Here is a 23,610-nt window from a genome sequence, read left to right as displayed (position 1 = left end):
TGGAATGTCCGGTTACTTTAGAGTCGAACGATGGCCGCCACAAGCCCGGCTTTCCCTTGGCCGGTCAGGCCGGCTGCGCGTGCGCGGCGTCGAGCGCGCGCTGAACGCCCGCGTCGGCCAGCACGTCGTCGAGCGTCTTGCGCACGCGTTCGAACATCAGGTCGAACTCGCCCGCGCTGAAGCTCAGCGCCGGCGCGAAACCGAGCACGCCGTCGCCGAATGCGCGAAACACCACGCCGTTCGCGTACGCGGCGGCGGCAATCTTGTCGGGCACGTTCAGCGCAGGGTCGAAGCGCGTCTTGCGTGCCTTGTCGGCGACCAGCTCGAGCGCGCCGAGCAGCCCGACCGAACGGGCGTCGCCGACGAGCGGATGCGCGCGCAGCGCATCGAGCCCCGCGGCGAAACGCGGCGCCATCGCCTGGCCGTTCGCGAGCAGCCCGCCTTCGTGATAGAGCTTCAGCACCTCGAGGCCGATCGCCGCGCTGACCGGATGCGCGGAATACGTATGGCCGTGGCCGACCGCGGGCGAATCGGCGCGGCTGCCCGCGATCCCTTCGTAGATTTCATCGGACATCAGCACGGCCCCCATCGGCGCATAGCCGGCGGTCAGCCCCTTCGCGACGGTCATCAGGTCCGGGTCGACCTGCTCGGTCTCGCACGCGAACAACGGGCCCGTGCGGCCGAAGCCGGTGATCACCTCGTCGGCGACGAACAGGATGCCGAGGCGCCGGCAAGCGTCGCGCATCGCCTTCAGCCAGCCGGCCGGCGGCACGATCACGCCGCCGGAACCCTGCACGGGCTCGCAGAAGAAGGCCGCGACGTTGTCCGCGCCGAGTTCGGCGACTTTCGCTTCGAGCGCGGCGACCGACGCGGCGATCAGCGCCTGCGAATCGTTGCCGAGCGGGTGGCGATACGGGTAGGGCGACGGGATGTGGTGCTGGTCCGCGCGCGGCAGGTCGAAGTGACGGTGGAACGCGGGCAGCGCGGTGAGGCCGGCGCCGATCGACGACGAGCCGTGATAGCCGCGCTCGAGCGCGATCATGTGCTTTTTCGTCGGGCGGCCGGTTGCGTTGAAATAGTGCGTGATGAAACGCACCGCGGAGTCGATCGCATCCGAGCCGCCGAGCGTGAAGTACACGCGATTCAGCGACGGCGGCGCGAGCGCCGCGAGGCGTTCGGCCAGCTCGATCGCGGGTCGTGAGCCGAAATGGAAATAGCCGGTCGCGTAGGGCAGCTTCGCCATTTGTTCGGCGGCGGCCTTCACGATGCTGTCGCGGCCGTAGCCGACGTTCACGCACCACAGGCCCGAGAACGCATCGAGCAACGTGTGGCCGTCGGCGTCGCGCAGGAACACGCCTTCGGCGGATTCGAGCACGGTGACGCCGCGCGCCTCGTGCGCACGATAGTTGACGACAGGGTGGATCAGGTGTTGACGATCGGCTTCGATCAGCGCGGTTTGGTTCATGGCAGGGCGGGACTCTCGTCGGGTGTCAGCGTGAGGTCATGCTACCGGGCGAGAAATCCGCATGCGTCTTCAATTTGCGGCCTGAAACGTACGAAAGCGGTGTTTGCACGGGGCGCTTCGGCATTTTCTGCTGCGCGCCCCGCGGGGCCGGGCGCGCGCGTCAGTAGCCGCGTGCGCGATCGACGACGCCGATCATCGGCTGCCCCGCGCGATGGCGCGCGAGGTTTGCGAGCACGGCGTCGGCCGCGGTGTCGGGCCGCGTCGCGCTGGCGATGTGCGGCGTGATGCGAATGCGTGGATGCATCCAGAACGGGTGGCCGGCCGGCAAAGGCTCCGGGTCCGTCACGTCGAGGATCGCGCTGTCGAGGCGGCCGCTGCCGAGCGCGGCGAGCAGCGCGGTCGCATCGAGCTGCGGGCCGCGCCCGACCTGTACGAGCGATGCGCCGGCCGGCAGCGCGTCGAACACGCGCGCGCCGAGCAGGCCGCGCGTGTCGTCGGTGAGCGGCAGCAGGCAGATCAGAATGTCGGTTCGGGCAAGGAACGCGTCGAGCGCCGCGTCGCCCGCGTAGCAGTCGATGCCGTCGAGCGTGCGCGGCGTGCGGCTCCAGCCGGCGCACGGGAAGCCGAAGCGCAGCAGCGTGTCGAGCACGGCCTGCCCGAGCGTGCCGAGCCCGAGCACGCCGACGCGTCGCGACGCGGCGGCGCGCACCGGCTTCTCGCGCCACACGTGCTCGCGCTGCTGCGCCGCATAGTCGAACAGGTCGCGATGGATCGTCAGCACGGCCTGCGTCACGTATTCGACCATCCCTTCGACGATGCCCGGCTCGATCATCCGCACGACCGGGATGTGCGTGGGCACGCGCGACAGGTCGAACTGGTCGATGCCGGCGCCGACCGAAAACACGATTTCCAGATTCGGCAGCAGCGCTAACGGATCGTCGGGCGGCTGCCACGCGGCGAGATAGCGCACGGCTTCGGGATCGCCGATGTCCGGCCAGATCCGGAACGCGAGGTCGGGCGCCTGTTGCGCGAAGCGCTGCGCCCATTGCGCGCCGCGCACCGGGTCGGCCTTGTAGAGAAAGCTCATCGTGCGTGCGGTTCAGCCGAGCGCCTGGTTGACGATCGCGAACGCGCGCAGTGCCGGATCGCGGGCAGGCGCCGCGCCGCGGGCCATCGCGACGACGGTGTCGACGCGCGGCAGGCCGAGCCCCTGCAGCCAGTCCGACAGCCCGCTGTCGCCCGGCACGTCGACGCGCACGAACATGCCTTCGTGCAGCGCGAGCCAGTGGCTGATCAGCGCCTGCGCGCGCAGCGGGTCCGGTGCGATCACAGGGCCGATCACGTGGCCGCGACCGAAACGGCGAAAGAGCGCGAAGCCGAGCAGTTCGCCGTCGCGGTCGAGTGCGATCCCGTTGGCGACGCCGAGCAGCGCATCGATCACCGCATCGCGCGGGTAGCCGGCCGCGCGCGATGCGAGCGCGGCGAGGCGCGGACCGTCGTTGGTGCCGAGCGGGCGCAGCCGCTCGCCCGGCGGCAGCGAGATCAGCGGCGGCTGGAACGCGGCGCCCTGGTGCTGGTCGATCGAGCCGATCGCCGCGAAGCCGAACTTCACGTAGAGCGGTTCGCCGGACGGTGTCGCGTGCAGGAGGATCGTGCGCGTGCCGAGGCTGTCGACGACGCGCGCAAACAATTCGCGGCCGATGCCGCGACCTTGGCGCTCGGGCGACACGATCACCATGCCGAGCGATGCGTGCGACTCGCCGAAGCGCCAGCCGAGCGCGGTGCCGACGATGCCGGATTCGTCTTCGGCGACGAAGCCGCTGCCGAGCTGGAATGCGAAGCGCCAGTCGTCGAGCCGGTGCGGCCACTTGACTGCTTCCGACAGCCGCAGCGCGGCAGGCAGGTCGGTCTCGGCGAAAGGGCGATAGGTAAGCGTGCTGGAAGAATTGAGGTCGGCCACGCCGGACTCCGGATGGGTAGGAATGACATGTCGACTGTGCCAGCGCCACCACGGCGCGGATAGGACGATTCGCCTGTTTTCCGGCGGCGACGAGCGCGCGAGAGAGATCGACGTAAACCCGCTCGATCGGCGTGCGCGAACGCGCGGATCGTGCCGCCTCGGACCGTCTTCCCGGCAGCTTCTGCTGCATGAACGCCAGTACGATGGAAGCGGGGTGGCGCGCCGCTCGCTGCCGCGCCGAACCGCGTGGCGGCCGCGCCGGGCACGCGCGTCGCGGTTTTGCGAGACCCGTCGGCAGGCCGGAGCGCACCGCCCGGAATCGCACCGCAGATCGTGCCGTGCAGCGCGCCCAACACGCGGTGATTCTGCGTTTTGACCGGCGTCGAACGATGCGCGAAGGACTTTTTGCCCTGATTCAATTTCGTACAACCCAGCCCGTCCCCGGCCCTGCCGGGGCTTCACACCGACAGGACGTCACCATGATCCAATTTGAACCGAAGTTCATCACGTTCGACTGCTACGGCACGCTGACCCGCTTCCGGATGGCGGAAATGGCGCGCGAGGTCTACGCGGACCGGCTGTCGCCGGTCGCGATGGAGGAATTCGTGCGCGCGTTCGCCGCCTATCGGCTCGACGAGGTGCTCGGGGCGTGGAAGCCGTACCGCGACGTCGTCGTCAATGCGATCCGGCGCACCTGCGCGCGCATCGGCGTGCAGTTCGACGAGGCCGAGGCCGAGCGTTTCTATCATGCGGTGCCGACGTGGGGTCCGCATCCGGACGTCCCGGCCGGGCTTTCGCGGCTGGCCACGAAGTACAAGCTGGTGATCCTGTCCAACGCGTCGGACGACCAGATCATGAGCAACGTCGACAAGCTCGGCGCGCCGTTCCATGCGGTGTTCACCGCGCAGCAGGCGCAGTCGTACAAGCCGCGGATGCAGGGCTTCGAATACATGTTCGGCAAGCTCGGCTGCAAGCCGGAGGACGTGCTGCACGTGTCGTCGAGCCTGCGCTACGACCTGATGACGGCCGAGGACCTCGGCATCAAGCACAAGGCATTCGTGAACCGCGGCCACGAGCCGGGCACGCCGTTCTACAACTATTACGAGGTGTCGGACATCGGCCATCTCGCGACACAGCTCGGGCTGTAAGCGACGCCGCGCCGGCGTGGGGCCGCGTGCCCTGCGCGCGCGGCCGTGCCCGTCGCGATCGACCGGGGTGGCGCGACGGCCGTTCCGCCTTGCGCGTACGATCACCGCACGAAACGAGGGTAATTACCGATACAGAGCCATTCAAGGCAGGGCCGCCCGGGCCGATATATGTACCGAACGGTTAATATATCGAGGCCCTCCGCATGAAGTTGTCCACGAAACTGCTGATGCTCGTCGCCGCGGCGCTGCTCGGCGTTGCATTGCTTGCCGCGATGTCGCTGTATACGCTGCGCGACGCGCTGATCGACAGCCGTCGTGAAGAGATCGTCATTCTTCTGACCAAAGCCGAGCATCTGGTCGACGCGTATCGCGCGATGCAGGCGAACGGCACGCTCACGCCAGATCAGGCCCAGCAGCAGGCCAAGGCCGCGTTGTCCGCGCTCAATGCGAATTCGAAAAGCTACTACTGGGTGACGACGTCCGACGGCGTCAACCTCGTGCATCCGAACGCGAAGTTCATCGGCACCCGCGCCAAGGGCAACCGCACGACCAGCGGCATGACCGACAGCGAGGCGTACCGCGCCGGAATGGCCCAGGCGCATTTCGCGCTCGTCGACGTGCTGATCAAGCGCAGCCCGGACGCGGACGTGGAGCCGAAACTCCAGGGCGTGGTCGCCATTCCGGAGTGGGACTGGTGGATCGGCACGGGATTCTTCTACGACGACATCAATGCCGCGTTTACGCGGCTCGCGCAGGTGCTGGGCGCCATCACGCTCGTCATCGCCGCGGCGCTCGCGGCGATCGCGTGGGGGGTGTTGCGCAGCGTCCGGCGCACGCTCGGCGGCGAGCCGGCGCATGCGACGCACATTGCGGCCCGCATCGCCGCCGGCGAACTGGACGTGCAGTTCGACACGGCGAACGCCGCGCCGGGCAGCCTGCTCGTCGCGCTCGCCGACATGAAGGCCCGACTGACCGAGACCATCGCCGAAATCCAGACCACGACCCACTCGATTGCCGTCGGCACCGGCGAAATCGCGCAAGGCAATCTGGACTTGTCGCAGCGCACGGAGGAACAGGCCGCGTCGCTGCAGCAAACGGCCGCCAGCATGGAGCAGATCACGTCGACGGTCAAACAGAATGCCGACAATGCACGTCAGGCGAATGCGCTCGTGACCCACGCGAAGGAGGCGACCGAACTCGGCGGCGCTGCGGTGCGCGAAGTCGTCGAAACGATGCGGCAGATTTCGGACGGATCGGTGCGGATCGCCGACATTACCGTCGTGATCGAAAGCATCGCGTTCCAGACGAACATTCTCGCGCTCAACGCCGCGGTCGAGGCCGCGCGGGCCGGCGAGGAAGGGCGCGGGTTCGCTGTCGTGGCCTCGGAGGTCCGCTCGCTCGCGCAACGCAGCGCGGCGGCCGCGAAAGACATCAAGGGATTGATCGAGGCGTCGGTCGAGCGGGTCGGCAGCGGCAGCCGGCTCGTCGAGACAGCGGGCGCGCGAATGACGGAGATCGTGCGGTCGATCGACCGGGTGGCCGACATCATGGGCGAGATTTCAGCGGCATCCGCCGAGCAAAGCACCGGCATCGAGCAGGTCGGCCTGGCGGTCGCGCAAATGGACGAAGTGACCCAGCAGAATGCCGCGCTGGTGGAGCAGGCTGCCGCTGCCGCGTCCTCGCTGGATGAACAGGCGGCACGCTTGCGGGCCGCCGTATCGGTGTTCAGGCTGGCTGCCTGACGGCCGCGTGCCGGCATCTGCCGGCAACGACATCATCGCGTCTCCCTCACGCCACGCCGGCATGTGTCCGGCGTGCGCGCCGACACGCCGGCATCGACCGCATCGCGGCAGGGAATCACGGCCTGGTGGCCCGTCACCGATTCGTTCCCGGCGTTGGGCAACCCGGCCGTCTTCCCGTTATCCGGCAAAGCCGCATCGGCGTCGCCGCAATCTCCCGATCTTTCAGGCTCAAGGCGTCCTCACGGCCGGCACCCGCTGTCGCATGTGCACGTGGCGTTCCGGTCGTTTCGGGCACTGCGGGCCGCGAGTGCGCATTCCACGCAAACATGCTGTTTGAGGGAGCCGAACGCGCTTCGGATGCTGAACGGCCAATTTTGTCGGCGCAATCTGCCGCGTGCATCACTTTACGATTTCCTTCGTCGCGCACGCGCTGCGCAGCCGTCGCGACGTGGCATCGAGCAAACGGCGGCACACGTGGTCACGCAGCAAATCATGCTGCGCAGGTGGCCCAAAACGGTCGAATCGTGTCGTGCAGCCGCCCCGAATCGCGACAACCCGCATTTTGGCGATGCTTAAATGAACTCAATGCGCACGACGTCGTGTTCGCCACCAGCAGGCAGGCGCGGCGGGTTTTCTCGAACACGCTGGATCCCAGGACCCCACTTTCCACAGTCAGGAGCAGTTCGGATGAGCGACGATATCGACAACGGCGGCAAGGGCGGCATCACGCGCCGCGACATGATGCGGGTCATGGCGGCGAGCGGCATGATGGCCGTCGGTGGCGGCGGCCTGCTGACCGGCATGCAATCCGCGTTCGCCGCGCCCGCGCCGAAGCGCGGCGGCAAGATCCGGGTCGCGAACGAATCGAGTTCGACGGCTGATACGCTGGACCCGGCCAAGGGCTCGACGGGCGCCGACTACATTCGATTCTTCATGTTCTACAGCGGCCTCACGCAGCTCGATGCGAGCCTGACGCCGCAGATGAATCTCGCCCAGTCGTTGCAGACGACCGACGCGAAAACGTGGGTCATCAAGCTGCGCAAGGGCGTCACGTTCCACGACGGGAAACCGGTCGGGCCGGCCGACGTGGTGTTCTCGCTGATGCGCCACAAGAACGCGGCCACCGCCTCGAAGGTCAAGCCGCTCGCCGATCAGTTCGCCGATGCGAAAGCGAGCGGCCCGGACGAGGTCACGCTCACGCTCGCCAGCGCGAACGCTGATCTGCCGGTGATCCTCGCGACGCCGCAGCTCGTGATCGTCAAGGACGGCACGACCGACTTCAGCACCGGCATCGGCTGCGGCCCGTACAAGCTGAAGTCGTTCAAGCCGGGCGTGTCGACCGTCGGCGTGCGCAACGACAGCTACTTCAAGCCGGGGATGCCGTATCTCGACGAGATCGAGCTGATCGGCATCAGCGACAGCGCCGCGCGCCTGAACGCGCTGCTGTCGGGCGACGTGCACCTGATCAACGCGATCGATCCGCGCTCGACGCAGCGGGTCGCGTCGACGCCGGGCTATGCGCTGCAGGAAACCAAGTCGGGGCTCTATACCGACCTGATCGTGCGTAGCGACAACCCGATCACCGCGAACCCGGATTTCGTCGAAGGGATGAAGTACCTGTTCGATCGCGAGCAGATCCGCTCGGCGGTGTTTCGCGGCTACGCGGTGATCGGCAACGACCAGCCGATCCCGCCGGGGCACCGCTACTTCAACGCATCGCTGCCGCAGCGGCCGCACGATCCGGACAAGGCGAAGTTCCTGTTCCAGAAGGCGGGCGCACTGGGCGCCACGCTGCCGCCGATCTATGCGACGTCCGACGCGAACGGGTCGATCGAAATGGCCGTGCTGCTGCAGCAGGCCGGCCAGAAGATCGGGCTGAACCTGCAGGTGAACCGCGTGTCGCCCGACGGCTACTGGTCGAACCACTGGATGAAGCATCCGCTCGGCTTCGGCAACATCAATCCGCGCTCGAGCGCCGACGTGTTGTTCACGCAGTTCTTCAAGTCGGACGCGCCGTGGAACGAGTCGGGCTGGAAGAACGCGAAGTTCGACCAGTTGCTGCTCGCCGCGCGATCGGAAACCGACGACGCGAAGCGCAAGCAGATGTACGGCGACATGCAGGTGCTCGTCGCGCAGCAGTGCCGGGTCGGCATTCCGGCCTTCATCAGCTTCCTCGACGGCTACGACAAGCGGCTCGCCGGTCTCGGCTCGATTCCGACCGGCGGAATGATGGGCTTCATGTTCGCCGAGCACGTGTGGTGGAACGCCTGAGCACGACGCGTGCCGCCGCCGCGCGACCAGTGCGGGCCCTCGCCCTGGTCGCGCGCGAATTTTTCCGGAGTGCCGCTTCATGAATCGAATCCTGCTCGGGCTGATCGGCCGGCGCATCGCGGTTACCGCGCTGACGCTGCTGATCGTGTCCGCGATCATCTTCACGATCACGAACCTGCTGCCGGGCGACGCCGCGCAGGCCGCGCTCGGCCAGTCCGCGACGCCGGAGACGGTCGCCGCGCTGCGTCAGCAGTTCGGCCTCGACATGCCGGCCCACGTGCGCTACCTGCACTGGCTCGCGGGGCTGCTGCACGGCGATTTCGGCCGCTCGCTGTCGGGCGACATGCCGGTGTCTGAGATGATCGGCGGACGTCTGCCGAAGTCGCTCGCGCTCGCGGCGATCACGACCGCCGTGTCGGTGCCGATCGCGCTGCTGCTCGGGATCCTCGCGGCGGTCAAGCGCGAGTCGGTGGTCGATCGCGTGATCAGCCTCGGCACGCTGTCGCTCGTCGCAACGCCGGAATTCCTGATCGCGACGGTCGCCGTGCTCGTGCTGGCCGTGAAGCTGCACTGGCTGTCTGCGCTGTCGTACAGCGGCCCGATCGAAAGCCTGCACGATTTCCTGCGCGCGTATGCGATGCCGGTGCTGACGCTGTGCGCGGTCGTGATCGCGCAGATGGCACGGATGACGCGCGCCGCGGTGATCGAGCAGCTGAGCGCGTCGTACGTCGAGATGGCCGTGCTCAAGGGCGCGAGCCCCGCGCGCGTCGTGCTGCGCCATGCGCTGCCGAACGCGATCGGCCCGATCGCCAATGCGGTCGCGCTGAGCCTGTCGTATCTGCTCGGCGGCGTGATCGTCGTCGAGACGATCTTCAACTATCCGGGGCTCGCGAGCCTGATGGTCGATGCCGTCGGCAACCGCGATTTCCCGCTGGTCCAGGCGTGCACGCTGATCTTTTGCGTCGCCTATCTGACGCTCGTGCTGTTCGCCGACCTGTGCTCGATCGTGTCGAACCCGAGACTGCGGACCTGAGCGTCCCGTCCTCCTTCCGAGATGCCGCCCATGCACCCGACCGAACCCGTTCAACGCAGCAGCGCGCTGCCGCCGTCCGGCGATCAGCCTCCGCCGTGGAGCGGCGCGACGCCGCCCGCCGCGCCCGCCCCCGACCAGCCGCGCAAGCGCCGCGCCGCGCGCATGAAACTGACGACCGGCGGCCGCGTCGGCCTGTCGATGGTCGGCCTGATGCTGTTCATCGCGGCGTTCGCGCCGCTGCTCGCGCCGCACGACGTCGGCGCGATCGTCACGCCCGACGTGTTCGCGCCGTTCAGCGCGAAGCTGCCGTTCGGCTCCGACTTCCTCGGCCGGGACATGCTGAGCCGGATCCTGTACGGCACGCGCCTGACCGTGCTGCTCGCGCTCGCGGCGGTGTTGCTCGCCGCGCTGACCGGCACGACGCTCGGACTGCTCGCGACCGTCTCCGGCCGCGCGGTCGACGAGACGATGAGCCGGCTGCTCGATGCGCTCACGTCGATTCCGTCGAAGATGTTCGCGCTGATGTTCGTCGCCGCGTTCGGCTCGTCGCTGCCGCTCCTGGTCCTGACCGCCGCGGTCAGCTACATGCCGGGCTCGTACCGGATCGCGCGCGCGCTGGCGGTCAACATCAGCACGCTCGAGTTCGTGCAGGTCGCGCGGGCCCGCGGCGAGAGCGCGCTGTACATCGCGTGCGTCGAGATGCTGCCGAACATGATCCACCCGATGCTGGCCGATACCGGGCTGCGCTTCACGTTCGTCGTGCTGCTGCTGAGCGGCCTGAGCTTTCTCGGGCTCGGCGTGCAGCCGCCGTACGCGGACCTCGGCTCGCTGGTGCGCGAGAACATCGCGAGCCTCGGCGACGGCTCGGCCGTCGCGATCATGCCCGCGGTCGCAATCGCGATCCTGACGGTGGGCGTCAACCTGTTGATCGACGGCCTGCCGCATCGCGGCCGCCGCAAGGGCGCGGCCGCTGCCGCGGGAGAACACTGATGCGAGATGATTCGACTCCGCTCGTCGAGGTGCGCGGGCTGCGCGTCGTCGGCGGCCGGCCGGGCGGCGAGGAAACGACGATCGTCCACGGCGTCGACTTCGAGATCGGGCGCGGCGAGGTGCTCGCGCTGATCGGCGAGTCCGGCTCCGGCAAGACGACGATCGCGCTGTCGCTGATGGGCCATGCGCGTGCCGGCTGCCGGATCGCCGGCGGGTCGGTGAAGCTCGGCGGCGTGGACGTCTGCACGTTGCCTGCGCCGGCGCTGGCCGCGCTGCGCGGGCGCAAGGTCGCGTATATCGCGCAGAGCGCGGCCGCCGCGTTCAACCCGTCGCGCACGATTCTCGACCAGGTGATCGAGAGCGCGCTGATCCACAAGACGATGACGAAGCGCGATGCGCAGGCGAAGGCGGTCGAGCTGTTCCGCGCGCTCGCGCTGCCCGAGCCGGAGACGATCGGCAGGCGCTATCCGCACCAGGTGTCGGGTGGCCAGCTGCAGCGGCTGATGGCCGCGATGGCGCTGATCACCGATCCGGAGCTGGTGATCCTCGATGAGCCGACCACCGCGCTCGACGTCACCACGCAGATCGACGTGCTGCAGGCGTTCAAGAGCGTGATCCGGCGCTGCGGGATGAGCGCGGTGTACGTGTCGCACGATCTGGCGGTGGTCGCGCAAATGGCCGACCGGATCGTCGTGCTGAGCGATGGCGTGATCCGCGAATCGGGCGACACCGAACAGATCCTGCATGCGCCGACGCATCCGTACACGCAGAGCCTGATCGCGGCGGTCACGCCGAGCGATGCCGAACGTGATGCGCTAGCGGCGAGCGCCGCGCCGGCGCCGCTGCTCGACGTGCGCGGCGCGGTCGCCGGCTACGGCGGCCGTACCGCGAAAGGCTTTCCCGCGAAGGTGATCCTTCACGAAGTGGACCTGCGCATCGGGCGCGGGCAGACGGTCGGCGTGATCGGCGAATCGGGCTCGGGCAAGACGACGCTCGCCAAGGTGATCGCGGGCCTCGTGCCGGCGACGGCCGGGCAGATCCTGCTCGACGGCGAGCCGCTCGCGCTCGACATCGGCAAGCGCACCAAGGAGCAGCACCGCCGCGTGCAGATCGTGTTCCAGAACGCCGATACCGCGCTCAACCCCGTGCATACCGTCGAGCGCACGCTGGCGCGGCCGCTCGCGTTCTATCACGGGATCAAGGGCGCGCGTGCACGGCAGCGCGTCGCGGAACTGCTCGAACTCGTGCGGCTGCCGCAGGCGGTCGCCGCGCGGCGTACCGGCGAGCTGTCCGGCGGGCAGAAGCAGCGCGTGAACCTCGCGCGCGCGCTGGCGGCCGAGCCCGACCTGATCCTGTGCGACGAGGTCACGTCGGCACTCGATACCGTGGTCGGCGCCGCGATCATGGACCTGCTGCGCGACCTGCAGGCGAAGCTCGGCGTGTCGTACGTGTTCATCACGCACGATATCGCGAAGGTGCGCGCGATCAGCGACGACATCGTCGTGCTGTACGCCGGCCGCCGCGTCGAAACCGGCAGCCGCGATGCGCTGTGCGCGCCGCCTTACCACCCGTATTCGCACCTGCTCGTGTCGTCGGCACCGGAGTTGCGCGCGGGCTGGCTCGACGATGCGGCCGAGCGCTGCCACCGGCCGCTGGTGCCGATCGGCGCGAGCGCCGACGATGTCGAGCTGTGTCCGTTCCTGTCGCGCTGCGCGATGCGGGTGGACGGCGTGTGCAACCGCACCGCGCCCGCGCTGCGCACGCTCGAGAACGGCGCGCAGGTGCTGTGCCATCGCAGCGAAGAAGACCTCGCGCGCTTCCAGGCCGAGCCGGCGGCGGGCGTCGCGCCGGTGCAGCCGGTGCGTCTGTAGCGCGTCGCGCGGCCTTCCGCATAGTGTGCTGCGGTGGTCGTGCAAAACGGTGGATCGTGCGCGCGCCGTGCGCGAATACGCGGCAACTGCGCTTTTTGACGGTGATTAAATGACATTCAACGGGCGATCGCCAATCGCTGTCGCCGGAATGCTCGACAAGGATCCGATGAAATTCGAATCGTACTGGCTGGATACCCGCCCCGCGTTTCGTGCCGGCTGCGAAGGGTCCGTCGAAGGGCGCGCCGACGTGGTCGTGATCGGCGGAGGCTTCACCGGCCTGTCGGCGGCGCTTGCGCTGGCACAGCGCGGCGTATCGGTGGTCGTGCTGGAAGCCGCGCAGATCGCGGGCGAAGCGTCCGGCCGCAACGGCGGCCAGTGCAATACGGGGGTCGCGCAGGACTACGCGTCGCTGGCCGCACGCATCGGCGCCGAGCCGGCGAAGCAGTTCTATCGCGCCTACGAAAGTGCGGTGAAGAGCGTCGAGACGATCGTCGCCGAGCATGCGATCGACTGCGACTTTCGGCGGGCGGGCAAGCTGAAGCTCGCGGCGAAACCGCAGCATTTCGCGGGACTCGCGAAGACGTTCGACGCATTGCGGCGCGACGTCGATCCGGATATCGAACTGATCGAGCCGTCGCGAATCCGCGATGAAATCGCGTCCGACGGTTTCCACGGCGGGCTGTTGCAACGCAATGGCGTGCAGATGCACATGGGCAAGTTCGGCGTCGGGTTGGCGCAGGCGGCCGTGAGAGCCGGCGCACGCATCTACGAACACGCGGCCGTCACGCGACTCGATCGGATCGACGGCGAGCGCCACACGATCACCAGCACGCGCGGCACGCTCGTCGCCGATCGCGTGCTGGTTGCGACCGGCGCGTCGCAGCATGGCCCGTTCGCGTGGTTCCGGCGGCGCATCGCGCCGGTCGGCAGTTTCATCGTCGTCACCGAGCCGCTGCCCGACGCGCAGTTGAACCGGCTGTTCCCGCATCGCCGCGCATACGTGACGTCGCGCCAGATCGGCAACTACTTCCGCGTGACGCCCGACAACCGGCTGCTGTTCGGCGGCCGCGCGCGCTTCGCGATGTCGAGCCCGCGCTCCGACGCAAAAAGCGGCGAGATCCTGCGCGCCGGCATGGCCGGCTATTTTCCGGAACTCGCGAACGTGCGGCTCGATTACTGCTGGGGCGGGCTGGTCGACATCACCGCCGACCGGCTGCCGCGCGCGGGTCAGCATGACGGGCTCTATTACTCGATGGGCTACAGCGGCCACGGCGTGCAGATGTCCGTGCACATGGGCCGCGTGATGGCCGACGTGCTGTACGGCGCGGCCGCGTCGAATCCGTGGCGCGAACTCGACTGGCCGGCGATGCCCGGCCATTTCGGGCAAGCGTGGTTCCTGCCGTTCGTCGGCGCGTATTACCGGATGCAGGATTTCCTGCACTGAAGCGGCTGCCTCGGGAAGATTCGATATGAACGCACGATTCGTTTGCCTGCTCGCCGCCGAAGAACGTCGCCGCGACGGGACGGGCGTCGGTGACATGATGGCCTCGTTGATCGAGCGATGCTCGATCGCGCATTTCGCCGCACAAGGCGCGACCGTTGAGACGATTGCATGAGGACGGCGAGCATGGCCACCCTGTTCCACGATTTGCCTGAAGGCGCGACGCCGCGCGCACTGCGTATTCCGCAGCCCGTCTCGCCGGCGATCGGCGACGTGCTGCGCACGATCGATGCATCGTTCGCGCAGCCGCTGAACCTCGACACGCTCGCGGCGGTGGCCGGACTGAGCGTGTCGAGGTTCACGGCGCGCTTTCGCAGCGAAGTCGGCTTGTCGCCGCACCGGTATCTGTGTCTCGTGCGTGTGCGGCGTGCGCAGGATTTGCTGCGCGCCGGTCTGGCGCCGTCGGTCGTCGCGACCGAGGTCGGCTTCTTCGATCAGAGCCATCTGTGCCGGCATTTCCGGCGGGTGCTTGGGATTACGCCGCGCGATTACGTGGTCGCCCGGGCGGGTGATGCGCCGGCGCGAACGTCGTCGATGCGCACGCATGCCGAACGCAGCGAAGCGTCGCGTCACGCCGCGTAGGCGCGGGCGACGCCCGCGAACAACGATTTCCGATACCGCGCGACGGGTTGTCGACAACATCGCCGCGCACAGGCAGGAGCAGAAATGACCGCAGTTTTCGTGTTGCATCGTGCCGACGGCACGGCCAATACAACAGCTTTCCGCAAGCAGGCGTTCGGTGAGCGTGATCCTTTCGCGCGACATCGTGAGATCGCGTGGGAAGGGCTCGATTCGATGGCCGCCGGGCGTATCCGTTTCGTCGGCGAGCTCGACGTCACGCGTTATCCGCACATCGAGACCCTCGTCGTCGTCGAAGGCGAGCTGACGCTGGAAGCGGCGGGCGCCGCACCGTTGGTGCTCGGGCCGGGGGAGGGGGCAGTGATCGGCGGCGGCACGGCGCTTCGCGTCACCGCGGAATCGCGCGTGCTCGTCACGTTCTGCGCGGCTGCATGCGCGCAACCGACGAAGCGCGGCCTGTTCCCGCTGTGTGCCGACGCCGACTTCAAGCCGTCCGCATCGCTGCCGGCAGAGGTGCTGCTCGGCCCCGCACCGCAATGCCGTAGCGACAACGTGTTCATTGACGACGGCGCCGAGTACTGCGCGGGCACGTGGGATTCGACGCCCTATCACCGGATCGTTCGCCCGCATCGCGTGAACGAGTTCATGCTCCTGCTCGCCGGCAGCGTACGGTTCGCCGCACCCGACGGCAGCGTGCTGTCGCTCGGCGCCGGCGACGCGCTCTTCGTGCCGCGCGGCGCATCGATCGGATGGGAAAGCAGCGAACGCGTGGCGAAATTCTACGTCGTGCAAAACATCCACGTATCAACCGAACGAGACTGAACATGTCCCCTCCGTTGCGCCAAATCGAAACGCCGTCCACGCCGCCGGCTTCGGCCGATGTCGTCGTGATCGGCGGCGGCATCATCGGCGTCTTCACTGCCTACTACCTGGCCCGGCGCGGCGTGTCGGTCGCGCTGGTCGAGAAGGGCCGAATCGGGGCCGAGCAGTCGAGCCGCAACTGGGGCTGGTGCCGGCAGCAGAACCGCGACGAACGCGAATTGCCGATGGCGAGCAAGAGCATCGATCTGTGGGAGCGATTCGCCGCCGAATCCGGCGAAGACACGGGCTTTCACCGCTGCGGGCTGCTGTACCTGAGCAACGACGAGGCCGAGCTGTCGCGGTGGGCCAGCTGGGGCGATTTCGCGAAGACCGCGGGCGTAACGACGTACATGCTCGACAGCAAGCAGGCCGGCGAGCGCGGGCACGCGACCGGGCGGTCGTGGAAGGGCGGCGTGTTCTCGCCGAGCGACGGCACGGCCGACCCGGGGAAGGCCGCGCCGGCCGTAGCGGCCGCGGTCATGAAGCTCGGTGGCAGCATCAACCAGCACTGCGCGGCGCGCGGCATCGAGCTGGAGGGCGGGCGCGTCAGCGGCGTCGTTACCGAGGCGGGCGTCATCAAGACCAGGACGGTCGTGCTCTCCGGCGGCGCGTGGGCGTCGTCGTTCTGCCGACAGTTGGGGATTCGTTTTCCGCAGGCGTCGATCCGTCAGTCGATCCTGAGCGTGTCGCCTGTCGAGCATCCGCTGCCGGATGCGCTGTATACGTCCGGCGTGTCCATCACCCGCCGCAGCGACGGACGCTACGCACTGGCGATCAGCGGCCGCGCACGCGTGGACCTCACGCCGCAGTTCCTGCGCTTCGCGCCGCAGTTCGTGCCGATGTTCGCGAAGCGCTGGCGCAATCTTCTTCCGGGCGGCCTCGAAGGCATGCGCGGCGGACACGAAACGCTGAAGCGGTGGCGGCTCGATGCGCCGACGCCGATGGAGGCGGTGCGCATCCTGGATCCGAAGCCAGACATGCCGACGGTCGCCGAAACGTATCGACGTGCCGTCGAACTGCTTCCTGAACTTCGCGAGTCGACGATCACGCACGCATGGGCCGGGTTCGTCGACAGCACGCCGGACGGCGTGCCGGGTATCGGCGAAGTGCCGGGCGTGCCGGGATTGATCCTGGCGGCAGGCTTTTCCGGGCACGGCTTCGGCATCGGCCCCGGCGCTGGTCACTTGATCGCGGATCTCGCCACGGGTGCGCAACCGATCGTGGACCCGGTGCCGTATCGGCCGAGCCGGTTCGGCGATTCCGCCTGGGGCAAGGTTGCCGACTTCTAGTTCGCGGTCGTCACTGGAACGACGGTGGCGGCCTCGGGACGATGCGTTTCGATCCGGACGGCGCGCGAGCGGCCGGATCGGTGTGGTGAATGCTCGCCGCGCTGTGTAGCCTGGTGCTGCCGACATTGGAGTGCGTGATGCGTTTCGGATCCTACTGGCTCGATACGTCCGAGCCGTTCATGAGCCGCTCGACCGAGCGGCCTGACGGAAGTTGCGACGTGGTGGTGGTGGGCGGCGGGATCACGGGTTCGGCGGCGGCGCTCGCGCTGGCGAAGAAGGGCGCGCGCGTGGTTGTCTGCGAAGCGGGCACCGTGGGACAGGCGGCGTCGGGACGCAACGGCGGCATGTGCAACAACGGCTTCGCGCAGGATTACGCGTTCCTGTCGCAGCGCATCGGCACGGAACTGGCGAACCGGTTGTATCTCGCATTCGACGCGGGAGTCGATACGGTCGAGCGGCTGGTCAGGGAGGAGGCGATCGATTGCGACTTCGCGCGCCGCGGCAAGCTCAAGCTCGCGGCGAAGCCCGAGCACTACGACAAGCTCGTGCGAAGCCAGGCGCTGCTCGCGGCAAGCGTCGACCCCGACACGCGCCTGGTGACGAAGGCGGAGCTGCACGACGAGATCGGTTCGAACCGCTATCACGGCGGGCTGATCTTCGAGAAGAGTGCCGGGATGCACGTCGGCCGCTATGTGCGCGGCCTGGCGAACGCCGCGCAAGCGCGCGGCGCGCACATTCTCGAGCATGCGCCGGTGCTCGGCATGACGCGGGAGGCGGGCGGCGCCTACGCGGTGCGGACGCCGCTCGGCGAGATCCGTACGCGCCAGGTGCTGCTCGCGAGCGGCATCTCGCAGGTCGGCCCGTTCGGCTGGATCCGGCGCAGGATCGTGCCGGTCGGCGCGTTCATCATCGTTACCGAGCCGTTGCCGCGCGAACTGCTCGACCGGTTGCTGCCGACCCGCCGGATGGTCACCGACACCAAGAACTTCGTCAATTTCTTTCGCGTCACGCCCGACAACCGGATGCTGTTCGGCGGGCGCGCGCGGTTCGCGACGTCCAACCCGCGTTCGGACGAAAAGAGCGGGCTGATCCTGCGACAGCAGATGTCTGCCGTGTTTCCCGAACTGGCCGCCGTGCGCATCGACTATTGCTGGGGCGGGATGGTCGACATGACGGCCAACCGCCTGCCGCGCGCGGGCCAGCGCGACGGCGTGTATTACTCGATGGGCTATAGCGGCCACGGCACGCACATGGCGACGCTGATGGGCACGCTGATGGCGGAGATCATGGACGGACGCGCCGATCTCAATCCATGGAAAAGCTTCGACTGGCCCGCGATTCCCGGCCACTTCGGCAAGCCGTGGTTTCTGCCGTTCGTCGGCGCATGGTATCGACTCAAGGACACGCTGCAATGAATTCACTGGTCAATTCACCGGTTCGTCATCTGATGGAAGCCGGCAGGCTCGATCGCTTCTTCATCGACGGCGACTGGGTTTTACCCGACGGCGTCGAGCGCTTCGCGGTCGTCTGCCCGTCCACCGAAGACGTGCTGTGCGACATCCCGCTCGGCAACGCACGCGATGCCGACCGCGCGGTGCGCGCCGCGCGCAACGCGTTCGAACGCTGGGCCACGACCTCGCCGCAAGAACGCGCCGCGCTGCTCGACCGCGTGCACGCATTGATGCTGGAGCGCGCGGAACGGTTCGCCGCGGCGCTTGCGCTCGAAATGGGCGCGCCGATCAGCTATGCACGCGGCGCCCATGTGCCGCTCGCGGCCGAACATATCCGGGTCGCGCGCGACAATCTGGCTCGCTACCCGTTCGTCACGCGGCGCGGGACGACCGCGGTCGTACGCGAGCCGATCGGCGTATGCGCGCTGATCACGCCGTGGAACTGGCCGATCTATCAGATCACCGCGAAGGTCGGCCCGGCGCTCGCGGCAGGCTGCACGGTGGTCCTGAAACCCAGCGAGCTGTCGCCGCTCAGCGCGCTGCTGTTCGCGGAAGTGATTGCCGATGCGGGCGTGCCCGCCGGCGTCTTCAACCTGGTGAGCGGCAGCGGCGAGGCGGTGGGTGGTCCGCTTTCGTCGCACCCCGAGGTCGACATGGTATCGATTACCGGGTCGACGCGCGCGGGCGTGCTCGTGGCGCAGGCGGCGGCCCCGACCGTCAAGCGCGTCGCGCAGGAGCTGGGCGGCAAATCGCCGAACATCGTGTTGCCGGATGCGGACCTGCAGCAGGCGATCGGGCCGGGCGTGGCCGCCGCGTTCCGGAACATGGGGCAATCGTGCAGCGCGCCGACCCGCATGATCGTGCCGCGCGACGTGCTCGGCGCGGTCGAGGAACTGGCCGTCGCGGCAGCGCAACAGCTGATCGTCGGCGATCCGTTCGACGGCACGACGACGCACGGGCCGCTCGCCAATCGCGCGCAGTTCGGTCGCGTCGCGCAGATGATCGACGCGGGCATCGACGAACGGGCGAAGCTGATCGCCGGCGGCCCCGGACGGCCCATGGGATTCGACCGTGGCTTCTATGCGCGGCCGACGATCTTTTCCGACGTCCGCACCGACATGGCGATCGCGCAGCAGGAGATCTTCGGTCCTGTCCTGGCGATTCTTCCTTACGATACGGTCGACGAAGCCGTCGCGATCGCGAACGACACGGTCTATGGGCTCGGCGCGCATGTGCAGGGCGCCGACAAGGAACGGGCACGTGCGGTGGCCGCGCGCATCCGGTCGGGGCAGGTGCATCTCAACTACCCGGCATGGGATCCGCAGGCGCCGTTCGGCGGCTACAAGCAGTCGGGCAACGGTCGCGAATACGGGATCGAAGGGATGGAGGAGTATATGGAGATCAAGTCGATCGTCGGCTTTTACGACTGAGCAGCCGTCTATTTTTCGAAGGTGCCGAAATTGGAAAACCCCGTCATTCCCGACACGTCGCTGCAAGCGCATCACGCGCACTGGGCGAAGCTGCGCCGGGACCTGCATGCGCATCCCGAGCTGCGATTCGAAGAACACCGGACGGCCGACGTCGTCGCCCGCGAGCTCGAAGCGCTCGGCTATGCGGTGACGCGCGGGCTGGGCGGTACAGGCGTCGTCGCGAGCCTGCCTGGCGCGGATCCGCGCCGCGGCATCATACTGCGCGCCGATCTGGACGCGTTGCCGATCCACGAAGCCAACGACTTCGCGCATGCATCGTGCACGCACGGGATCATGCACGCGTGCGGCCACGACGGCCATACCGTGATGTTGCTCGGCGCCGCACGCGTGCTGAAAGCGTTGCCGCAGCTGCCGGGCACCGTCCATTTCGTGTTTCAGCCCGGCGAGGAGGGCGGCGCGGGCGCGCGGAAGATGATCGACGACGGGCTGTTCGAGCAATGCCCGGCGGAAGCGGTATTCGGCATGCACAACTGGCCCGGCTTGCCGGCCGGGCATTTCGGGTTGCGCACGGGCCCCATCATGGCCGCGGGCTGCCGGTTCAGGATCACGGTGACCGGCAAGGGTGCGCATGCGGCGCAGCCGCACCTGGGCATCGATCCCGTCCCGCTCGCCTGTTCGATGGTGCTGCAGTGTCAGACCATCGCCGCGCGCCACAAGGATCCCGTGGATCCCGCCGTCATTTCCGTCTGCATGTTCCATGCGGGAACGACGGACAACGTCATTCCGGACACCGCCGAGCTGCGGGGGACGATTCGCACGCTTTCGTCGGCATTGCAGCAACAGTTGCAGCGCGACGTCCGGCTCATGTGCGAGGCGCTCGCCCGCGCTCATGGCGCGCAAGCCGACGTCGAGTTCTTTCAGTACTATCCGGCGACGGTCAACACGCCGGCCGAGACCGCGCTCTGCGAAGCGGTGATTCGCGACACCTTCGGCGACGCACGCGTTGACGCCAACGTGCCGCCGAACATGACGTCCGAAGACTTCGGCTTCATGCTCGAGGAGCGCCCCGGCGCTTATGTGCTGATCGGCAACGCGCCGGCCGGAACGGCTGCGCCGGCGCTGCATCACCCGAAATACGATTTCAACGACGACATCATTCCGGCCGGGGTACGGTATTGGGTCGCGTTGGCGCAGCATTACTTCAGGCGATCGCCGTGAGTGCGTGCGCGATGTCCGAGCAGCGGGCAGTGGAGGCGCAGCCCGCCGCGACACGCATTCGGAGCCCCGGCACGCATCACGCGCCCTGAGCGAGCGCCCTCACCTGAGCGGCCGGCATCGCGCCGCGATGGATGCGGAATTCGTCGATCGCGCCGGTGAAGAACGGGTCGCAATGCACTATCAGCTGCATCACTGGCGGCTTGCGTCGAATGTTGCGAACCTGTTCGCTCGTTGCTACGTCAGCGGCCGCAAATCGTGCGCAGTATGCGTGTTCTGCAACGAGCGAACGGTGCTGGCGAGCGCGAAATACAACCGGTCGTTGCAGCCGCCGTTTTTCGATACATCGGTGGCTCGCGATTTCGAGAGATCACGCATCGCGCGCGTGCTGCGGTAGCACCCAGAGCATCCGGCCAACCGCCTCGGTCTGATTTCGGGAATGCGTCTTCTCGTAGATCGCGCGCAACTGGGTGCGAACGGTCGAGAGCGACACGCCGGCAATGGCCGCACATTCCTCCGGCGTCTTGCCGCCGACCAATGCTTCGGCGACGGCGGCTTCGGCGCTCGTCAAGCCGAATGCCTGCCGAAGTTGCTGAGCGACGACGAGTGGAGCGGCGCTGCGGCACCTGGCGGTGATCAGTATCGCAGCGTCGCCGAGTGCGCCATCGCGTGCTTGTCCGGATAACGAAGCGATGCCGAGAAAGATTTCGTGCGCGGCGCTCACGGTGCCGGCCAGCGCAAGGTTCTCGCTTTTGCGGGTCTTCGCGACACGTGCCACGGCCGCCTTGAGTGCATCGTTCTGCGGCGCGCTCGCCGCGCTCAGATGCCCGTGCTCGAGCTTGAGGCAAGTGGTGGCGCGCAACATCGACGCTGCCGCCCGGTTGACGAATACGACGCGCGAATGCCGGTCGAGCGTGAAGACGGACAAGCCCATTTCCTCCATCAGTTCGCGGCCGAGCGCAGCGTCCCGACGCAGCACGCTTGCATCCTGCCAGAGGTTGATCGCGCGTTGCAGATGCCCGGCTATGCCCGTCAGGTTCGCGCGTTCCTCTGACGAATAGGGCGGTCGGCCGTGCGCTCTCAGCAAGCCGAGCAGGATGTCGTCGCTGCCCGGGCGCGCGAAGCGCATTCCCATCAGGTAGCGAATGCCCGACGGAATCTGATAGTCCTGAAAGAATTCGCTGCGCTCGACATCGCGTTCGGTCAGATGATCCTGGCAGCAAACGAATTCGCCGAGCGGTGCATTCTCGACGAAGCCGCGGCGCGGATCGAGCGCACCGTAATACTGGTCGTAGAGTGCGACGATCGTGTCGAATTCCGCACGCGGCGAATAGATCGAGAATTTCGGTGCATTGCGCGCGGCGTCCCAGCTGAACATATGAAAGACGTTTGCGCCGAGCGATTCGGATACCCGATGGAAGACTTCGAGAAAACCATCCGGGTATAGGGTGGCCTCGTAGAGGTCCCCGATGAGCTGGTCCCGTTGCAGGTTCCACCCCGCCGCGTAATGATTTTGTATGCGGATTTTGTCTGACGATATTGATTCGAATACCGAATTTGTTTCAGGCTAACACACGCTGTTTGCCTTCCGTACCGCATTGTTTCTGGATTTTCATTCACTTGAATGGTCTCGCGTCGAGCGCCTACGCGGCGAACTTCCGCGACATTGTCAGCGGATCGAACGACACATGCGGAACGCTTTGTACTACGGCGGTCGGATACGACTACGTGACCGGCCTCGGGCGCCCGATGGCCGCCAATCTGATCCAGGCGCTGATGGCCGCACCTTGACGTGGATATGGTGGCGGCCCGAGAAAATCAGGCGGGCCGATGCGCCACATACGAGAGTGTTGATCGGCAGCGGTTTCCTCCCTCGTATCTGGCGGTGCGTCTGCGCTATTCACGATAGCCGTGTTCGTGCATGTGCTCGTGCTCGTCCTCACGCCATGGATCATGTTCACGCGGATGACGATTCATCCATGCGTCGTGCTCCCAGTAGCGGTGGCCGTGCATGCCGATTGTGATTCGAGGGGCTGCCTGTTTTCACGCGCGGACGGCGCGCGTTTCCTGACACCGCGCGCCTACGCCTACGCCTACGGCAAATTAGTGATATTGGTACGGGATGTGGTTTTCAGTCGTTCCGCCAATGGTGTGCGTCAACTGGCAACGGGACATCAAATACTGGCGCTTTTCCCGGAGCTTCTGCGCCTTGATCCTGTCGCCATACCGGCTCGCGGCTTCGGCTTTGACTTCAAGTTTTCGCAGCTTATTTTGATAGCCGTAGCTATTGCATTGGCCTGCGAAGGCGGGCAGGGCGAGCGCCATCAAGAGAAGAGTCAGGGTTATTTTTTTCATTGTTCAGAACGATCCCAAAAAATCTGAGTGAATGATTTGCAGGGAAGGAATCGCGTTATCAGGACGACGCCTCCCACGCGAACCTATCGTCGCGAAATCGACTAATCGGAACAATCAGATACGTCTGAAAGAAAGTCAAAGATGGACAAGGACAGTCTCGAGTGCTGGTGTAAGCGCGCGAGGAGTCCTGATTTTTCACGAAAAGGACGGCTGCACTCGATTAGACGGATTCCAATCCGACAAAGTCTTGTCGTGTGGCACCAAATCAGGACTTCTATAAAAGACCTGCGCGAAATCGAATTGCGAGGTGCCACCAACGGCGATCGGGCGCGGGGATCGAAAGTCGCTCAAGCGGCTGCAGTCCCGTCTGTCGATCGCCGCTGGGAGCCTGAGACAGTCGCAGACGGAACCGTCGCTCACGATGCTGGCGAAGCGGTGCGGCATCGAAG

General features: G+C 67.2%; 19 protein-coding genes and 1 pseudogene. 15 read left to right on the top strand and 5 right to left on the bottom strand.

All coding sequences use genetic code 11. The features are described 5' to 3' along the window. Positions 1 to 64: 64 nt before the first annotated feature. From WS66_RS31830 to WS66_RS31820, 3 genes are all read right to left on the bottom strand, one after another. On the bottom strand, positions 65 to 1,465 hold the full coding sequence (locus WS66_RS31830; protein ID WP_059599601.1) for an aspartate aminotransferase family protein: 1,401 nt from the start codon (positions 1,463 to 1,465) through the stop codon (positions 65 to 67). Positions 1,466 to 1,625: 160 nt separating this feature from the next. Continuing rightward, positions 1,626 to 2,552, bottom strand: a complete 927-nt coding sequence (locus tag WS66_RS31825) for a 2-hydroxyacid dehydrogenase (protein WP_059599599.1) — start codon at positions 2,550 to 2,552, stop codon at positions 1,626 to 1,628. 12 nt (positions 2,553 to 2,564) lie between these two features. After that, the gene (locus WS66_RS31820; protein WP_059599597.1) at positions 2,565 to 3,425 is read right to left on the bottom strand and encodes a GNAT family N-acetyltransferase; all 861 of its coding nucleotides are present in this window, start codon (positions 3,423 to 3,425) and stop codon (positions 2,565 to 2,567) included. Between the two features lie 479 nt (positions 3,426 to 3,904). On the opposite strand from WS66_RS31820, the gene WS66_RS31815 reads away from it, so the two are divergent. From WS66_RS31815 to WS66_RS31750, 13 genes are all read left to right on the top strand, one after another. Continuing rightward, positions 3,905 to 4,573, top strand: a complete 669-nt coding sequence (locus WS66_RS31815; RefSeq protein WP_059599594.1) for a haloacid dehalogenase type II — start codon at positions 3,905 to 3,907, stop codon at positions 4,571 to 4,573. A gap of 203 nt (positions 4,574 to 4,776) precedes the next feature. Continuing rightward, the gene (locus WS66_RS31810; RefSeq protein ID WP_059599591.1) at positions 4,777 to 6,315 is read left to right on the top strand and encodes a methyl-accepting chemotaxis protein; all 1,539 of its coding nucleotides are present in this window, start codon (positions 4,777 to 4,779) and stop codon (positions 6,313 to 6,315) included. A gap of 687 nt (positions 6,316 to 7,002) precedes the next feature. Then, positions 7,003 to 8,586, top strand: a complete 1,584-nt coding sequence (locus tag WS66_RS31800; RefSeq protein ID WP_059599589.1) for an ABC transporter substrate-binding protein — start codon at positions 7,003 to 7,005, stop codon at positions 8,584 to 8,586. Between the two features lie 79 nt (positions 8,587 to 8,665). After that, positions 8,666 to 9,619 (top strand): ABC transporter permease, encoded by a 954-nt coding sequence (locus WS66_RS31795; RefSeq protein WP_059536198.1) that lies wholly within the window; start codon positions 8,666 to 8,668, stop codon positions 9,617 to 9,619. 30 nt (positions 9,620 to 9,649) lie between these two features. After that, the gene (locus WS66_RS31790; RefSeq protein ID WP_059599587.1) at positions 9,650 to 10,609 is read left to right on the top strand and encodes an ABC transporter permease; all 960 of its coding nucleotides are present in this window, start codon (positions 9,650 to 9,652) and stop codon (positions 10,607 to 10,609) included. Then, the gene (locus tag WS66_RS31785; RefSeq protein ID WP_059599586.1) at positions 10,609 to 12,480 is read left to right on the top strand and encodes an ABC transporter ATP-binding protein; all 1,872 of its coding nucleotides are present in this window, start codon (positions 10,609 to 10,611) and stop codon (positions 12,478 to 12,480) included. Before WS66_RS31790 ends, WS66_RS31785 begins: the two co-directional genes overlap by 1 nt. A gap of 166 nt (positions 12,481 to 12,646) precedes the next feature. Next, a complete protein-coding gene (locus WS66_RS31780) occupies positions 12,647 to 13,924 on the top strand; it encodes an NAD(P)/FAD-dependent oxidoreductase (RefSeq protein WP_059599699.1) in 1,278 nt (425 codons plus the stop codon). A gap of 183 nt (positions 13,925 to 14,107) precedes the next feature. Continuing rightward, on the top strand, positions 14,108 to 14,563 hold the full coding sequence (locus tag WS66_RS31775; RefSeq protein WP_059599584.1) for a helix-turn-helix domain-containing protein: 456 nt from the start codon (positions 14,108 to 14,110) through the stop codon (positions 14,561 to 14,563). An 84-nt stretch (positions 14,564 to 14,647) separates the two neighbouring features. Continuing rightward, complete coding sequence (locus tag WS66_RS31770) at positions 14,648 to 15,382, top strand: cupin domain-containing protein (protein ID WP_059599582.1); 735 nt, start codon at positions 14,648 to 14,650, stop codon at positions 15,380 to 15,382. A gap of 2 nt (positions 15,383 to 15,384) precedes the next feature. After that, the gene (locus WS66_RS31765; RefSeq protein ID WP_059599580.1) at positions 15,385 to 16,710 is read left to right on the top strand and encodes an NAD(P)/FAD-dependent oxidoreductase; all 1,326 of its coding nucleotides are present in this window, start codon (positions 15,385 to 15,387) and stop codon (positions 16,708 to 16,710) included. A 137-nt stretch (positions 16,711 to 16,847) separates the two neighbouring features. Then, positions 16,848 to 18,125, top strand: a complete 1,278-nt coding sequence (locus WS66_RS31760; protein ID WP_059599698.1) for an NAD(P)/FAD-dependent oxidoreductase — start codon at positions 16,848 to 16,850, stop codon at positions 18,123 to 18,125. Further along, positions 18,122 to 19,591, top strand: a complete 1,470-nt coding sequence (locus tag WS66_RS31755) for an aldehyde dehydrogenase family protein (protein WP_059599578.1) — start codon at positions 18,122 to 18,124, stop codon at positions 19,589 to 19,591. The genes WS66_RS31760 and WS66_RS31755 overlap by 4 nt, the downstream gene beginning before the upstream one ends. 30 nt (positions 19,592 to 19,621) lie before the next feature. Next, positions 19,622 to 20,809, top strand: a complete 1,188-nt coding sequence (locus WS66_RS31750) for a M20 aminoacylase family protein (protein ID WP_059599577.1) — start codon at positions 19,622 to 19,624, stop codon at positions 20,807 to 20,809. 76 nt (positions 20,810 to 20,885) lie between these two features. Here the strand turns inward: WS66_RS31750 and WS66_RS34240 are convergent, their stop codons facing one another. Then, on the bottom strand, positions 20,886 to 21,002 hold the full coding sequence (locus tag WS66_RS34240; protein ID WP_162499700.1) for a LamG domain-containing protein: 117 nt from the start codon (positions 21,000 to 21,002) through the stop codon (positions 20,886 to 20,888). Between the two features lie 174 nt (positions 21,003 to 21,176). After that, entirely contained in the window at positions 21,177 to 22,295 is a 1,119-nt protein-coding gene (locus tag WS66_RS31740) for a helix-turn-helix transcriptional regulator (protein ID WP_059599575.1), read from the bottom strand. Between the two features lie 173 nt (positions 22,296 to 22,468). On the opposite strand from WS66_RS31740, the pseudogene WS66_RS31735 reads away from it, so the two are divergent. Then, positions 22,469 to 22,597 (top strand): annotated as a pseudogene (locus WS66_RS31735) (peptidase S8/S53 subtilisin kexin sedolisin); the annotation flags it as partial. 126 nt (positions 22,598 to 22,723) lie between these two features. Continuing rightward, the gene (locus WS66_RS33915) at positions 22,724 to 23,188 is read left to right on the top strand and encodes a hypothetical protein (RefSeq protein WP_159086611.1); all 465 of its coding nucleotides are present in this window, start codon (positions 22,724 to 22,726) and stop codon (positions 23,186 to 23,188) included. Positions 23,189 to 23,610 lie beyond the last annotated feature (422 nt).

The sequence above is a fragment of the Burkholderia sp. LA-2-3-30-S1-D2 genome (assembly GCF_001523915.2).
Taxonomy (GTDB): domain Bacteria; phylum Pseudomonadota; class Gammaproteobacteria; order Burkholderiales; family Burkholderiaceae; genus Burkholderia; species Burkholderia diffusa.
Note: the sequence above shows the minus strand (reverse complement) of the source record. Positions and strands in the feature narration are given on the sequence as shown.

Coding starts and splice junctions, on each gene's coding strand:
- WS66_RS31825 (WP_059599599.1), bottom strand. CDS start 2,552: ATGAGCTTTCTCTACAAGGCCGACCCGGTGCGCGGCGCGCAATGGGCG.
- WS66_RS31785 (WP_059599586.1), top strand. CDS start 10,609: ATGCGAGATGATTCGACTCCGCTCGTCGAGGTGCGCGGGCTGCGCGTC.
- WS66_RS31790 (WP_059599587.1), top strand. CDS start 9,650: ATGCACCCGACCGAACCCGTTCAACGCAGCAGCGCGCTGCCGCCGTCC.
- WS66_RS31765 (WP_059599580.1), top strand. CDS start 15,385: ATGTCCCCTCCGTTGCGCCAAATCGAAACGCCGTCCACGCCGCCGGCT.
- WS66_RS31800 (WP_059599589.1), top strand. CDS start 7,003: ATGAGCGACGATATCGACAACGGCGGCAAGGGCGGCATCACGCGCCGC.
- WS66_RS31755 (WP_059599578.1), top strand. CDS start 18,122: ATGAATTCACTGGTCAATTCACCGGTTCGTCATCTGATGGAAGCCGGC.
- WS66_RS31795 (WP_059536198.1), top strand. CDS start 8,666: ATGAATCGAATCCTGCTCGGGCTGATCGGCCGGCGCATCGCGGTTACC.
- WS66_RS31810 (WP_059599591.1), top strand. CDS start 4,777: ATGAAGTTGTCCACGAAACTGCTGATGCTCGTCGCCGCGGCGCTGCTC.
- WS66_RS31775 (WP_059599584.1), top strand. CDS start 14,108: ATGGCCACCCTGTTCCACGATTTGCCTGAAGGCGCGACGCCGCGCGCA.
- WS66_RS31770 (WP_059599582.1), top strand. CDS start 14,648: ATGACCGCAGTTTTCGTGTTGCATCGTGCCGACGGCACGGCCAATACA.
- WS66_RS31780 (WP_059599699.1), top strand. CDS start 12,647: ATGAAATTCGAATCGTACTGGCTGGATACCCGCCCCGCGTTTCGTGCC.
- WS66_RS31760 (WP_059599698.1), top strand. CDS start 16,848: ATGCGTTTCGGATCCTACTGGCTCGATACGTCCGAGCCGTTCATGAGC.
- WS66_RS31815 (WP_059599594.1), top strand. CDS start 3,905: ATGATCCAATTTGAACCGAAGTTCATCACGTTCGACTGCTACGGCACG.
- WS66_RS31830 (WP_059599601.1), bottom strand. CDS start 1,465: ATGAACCAAACCGCGCTGATCGAAGCCGATCGTCAACACCTGATCCAC.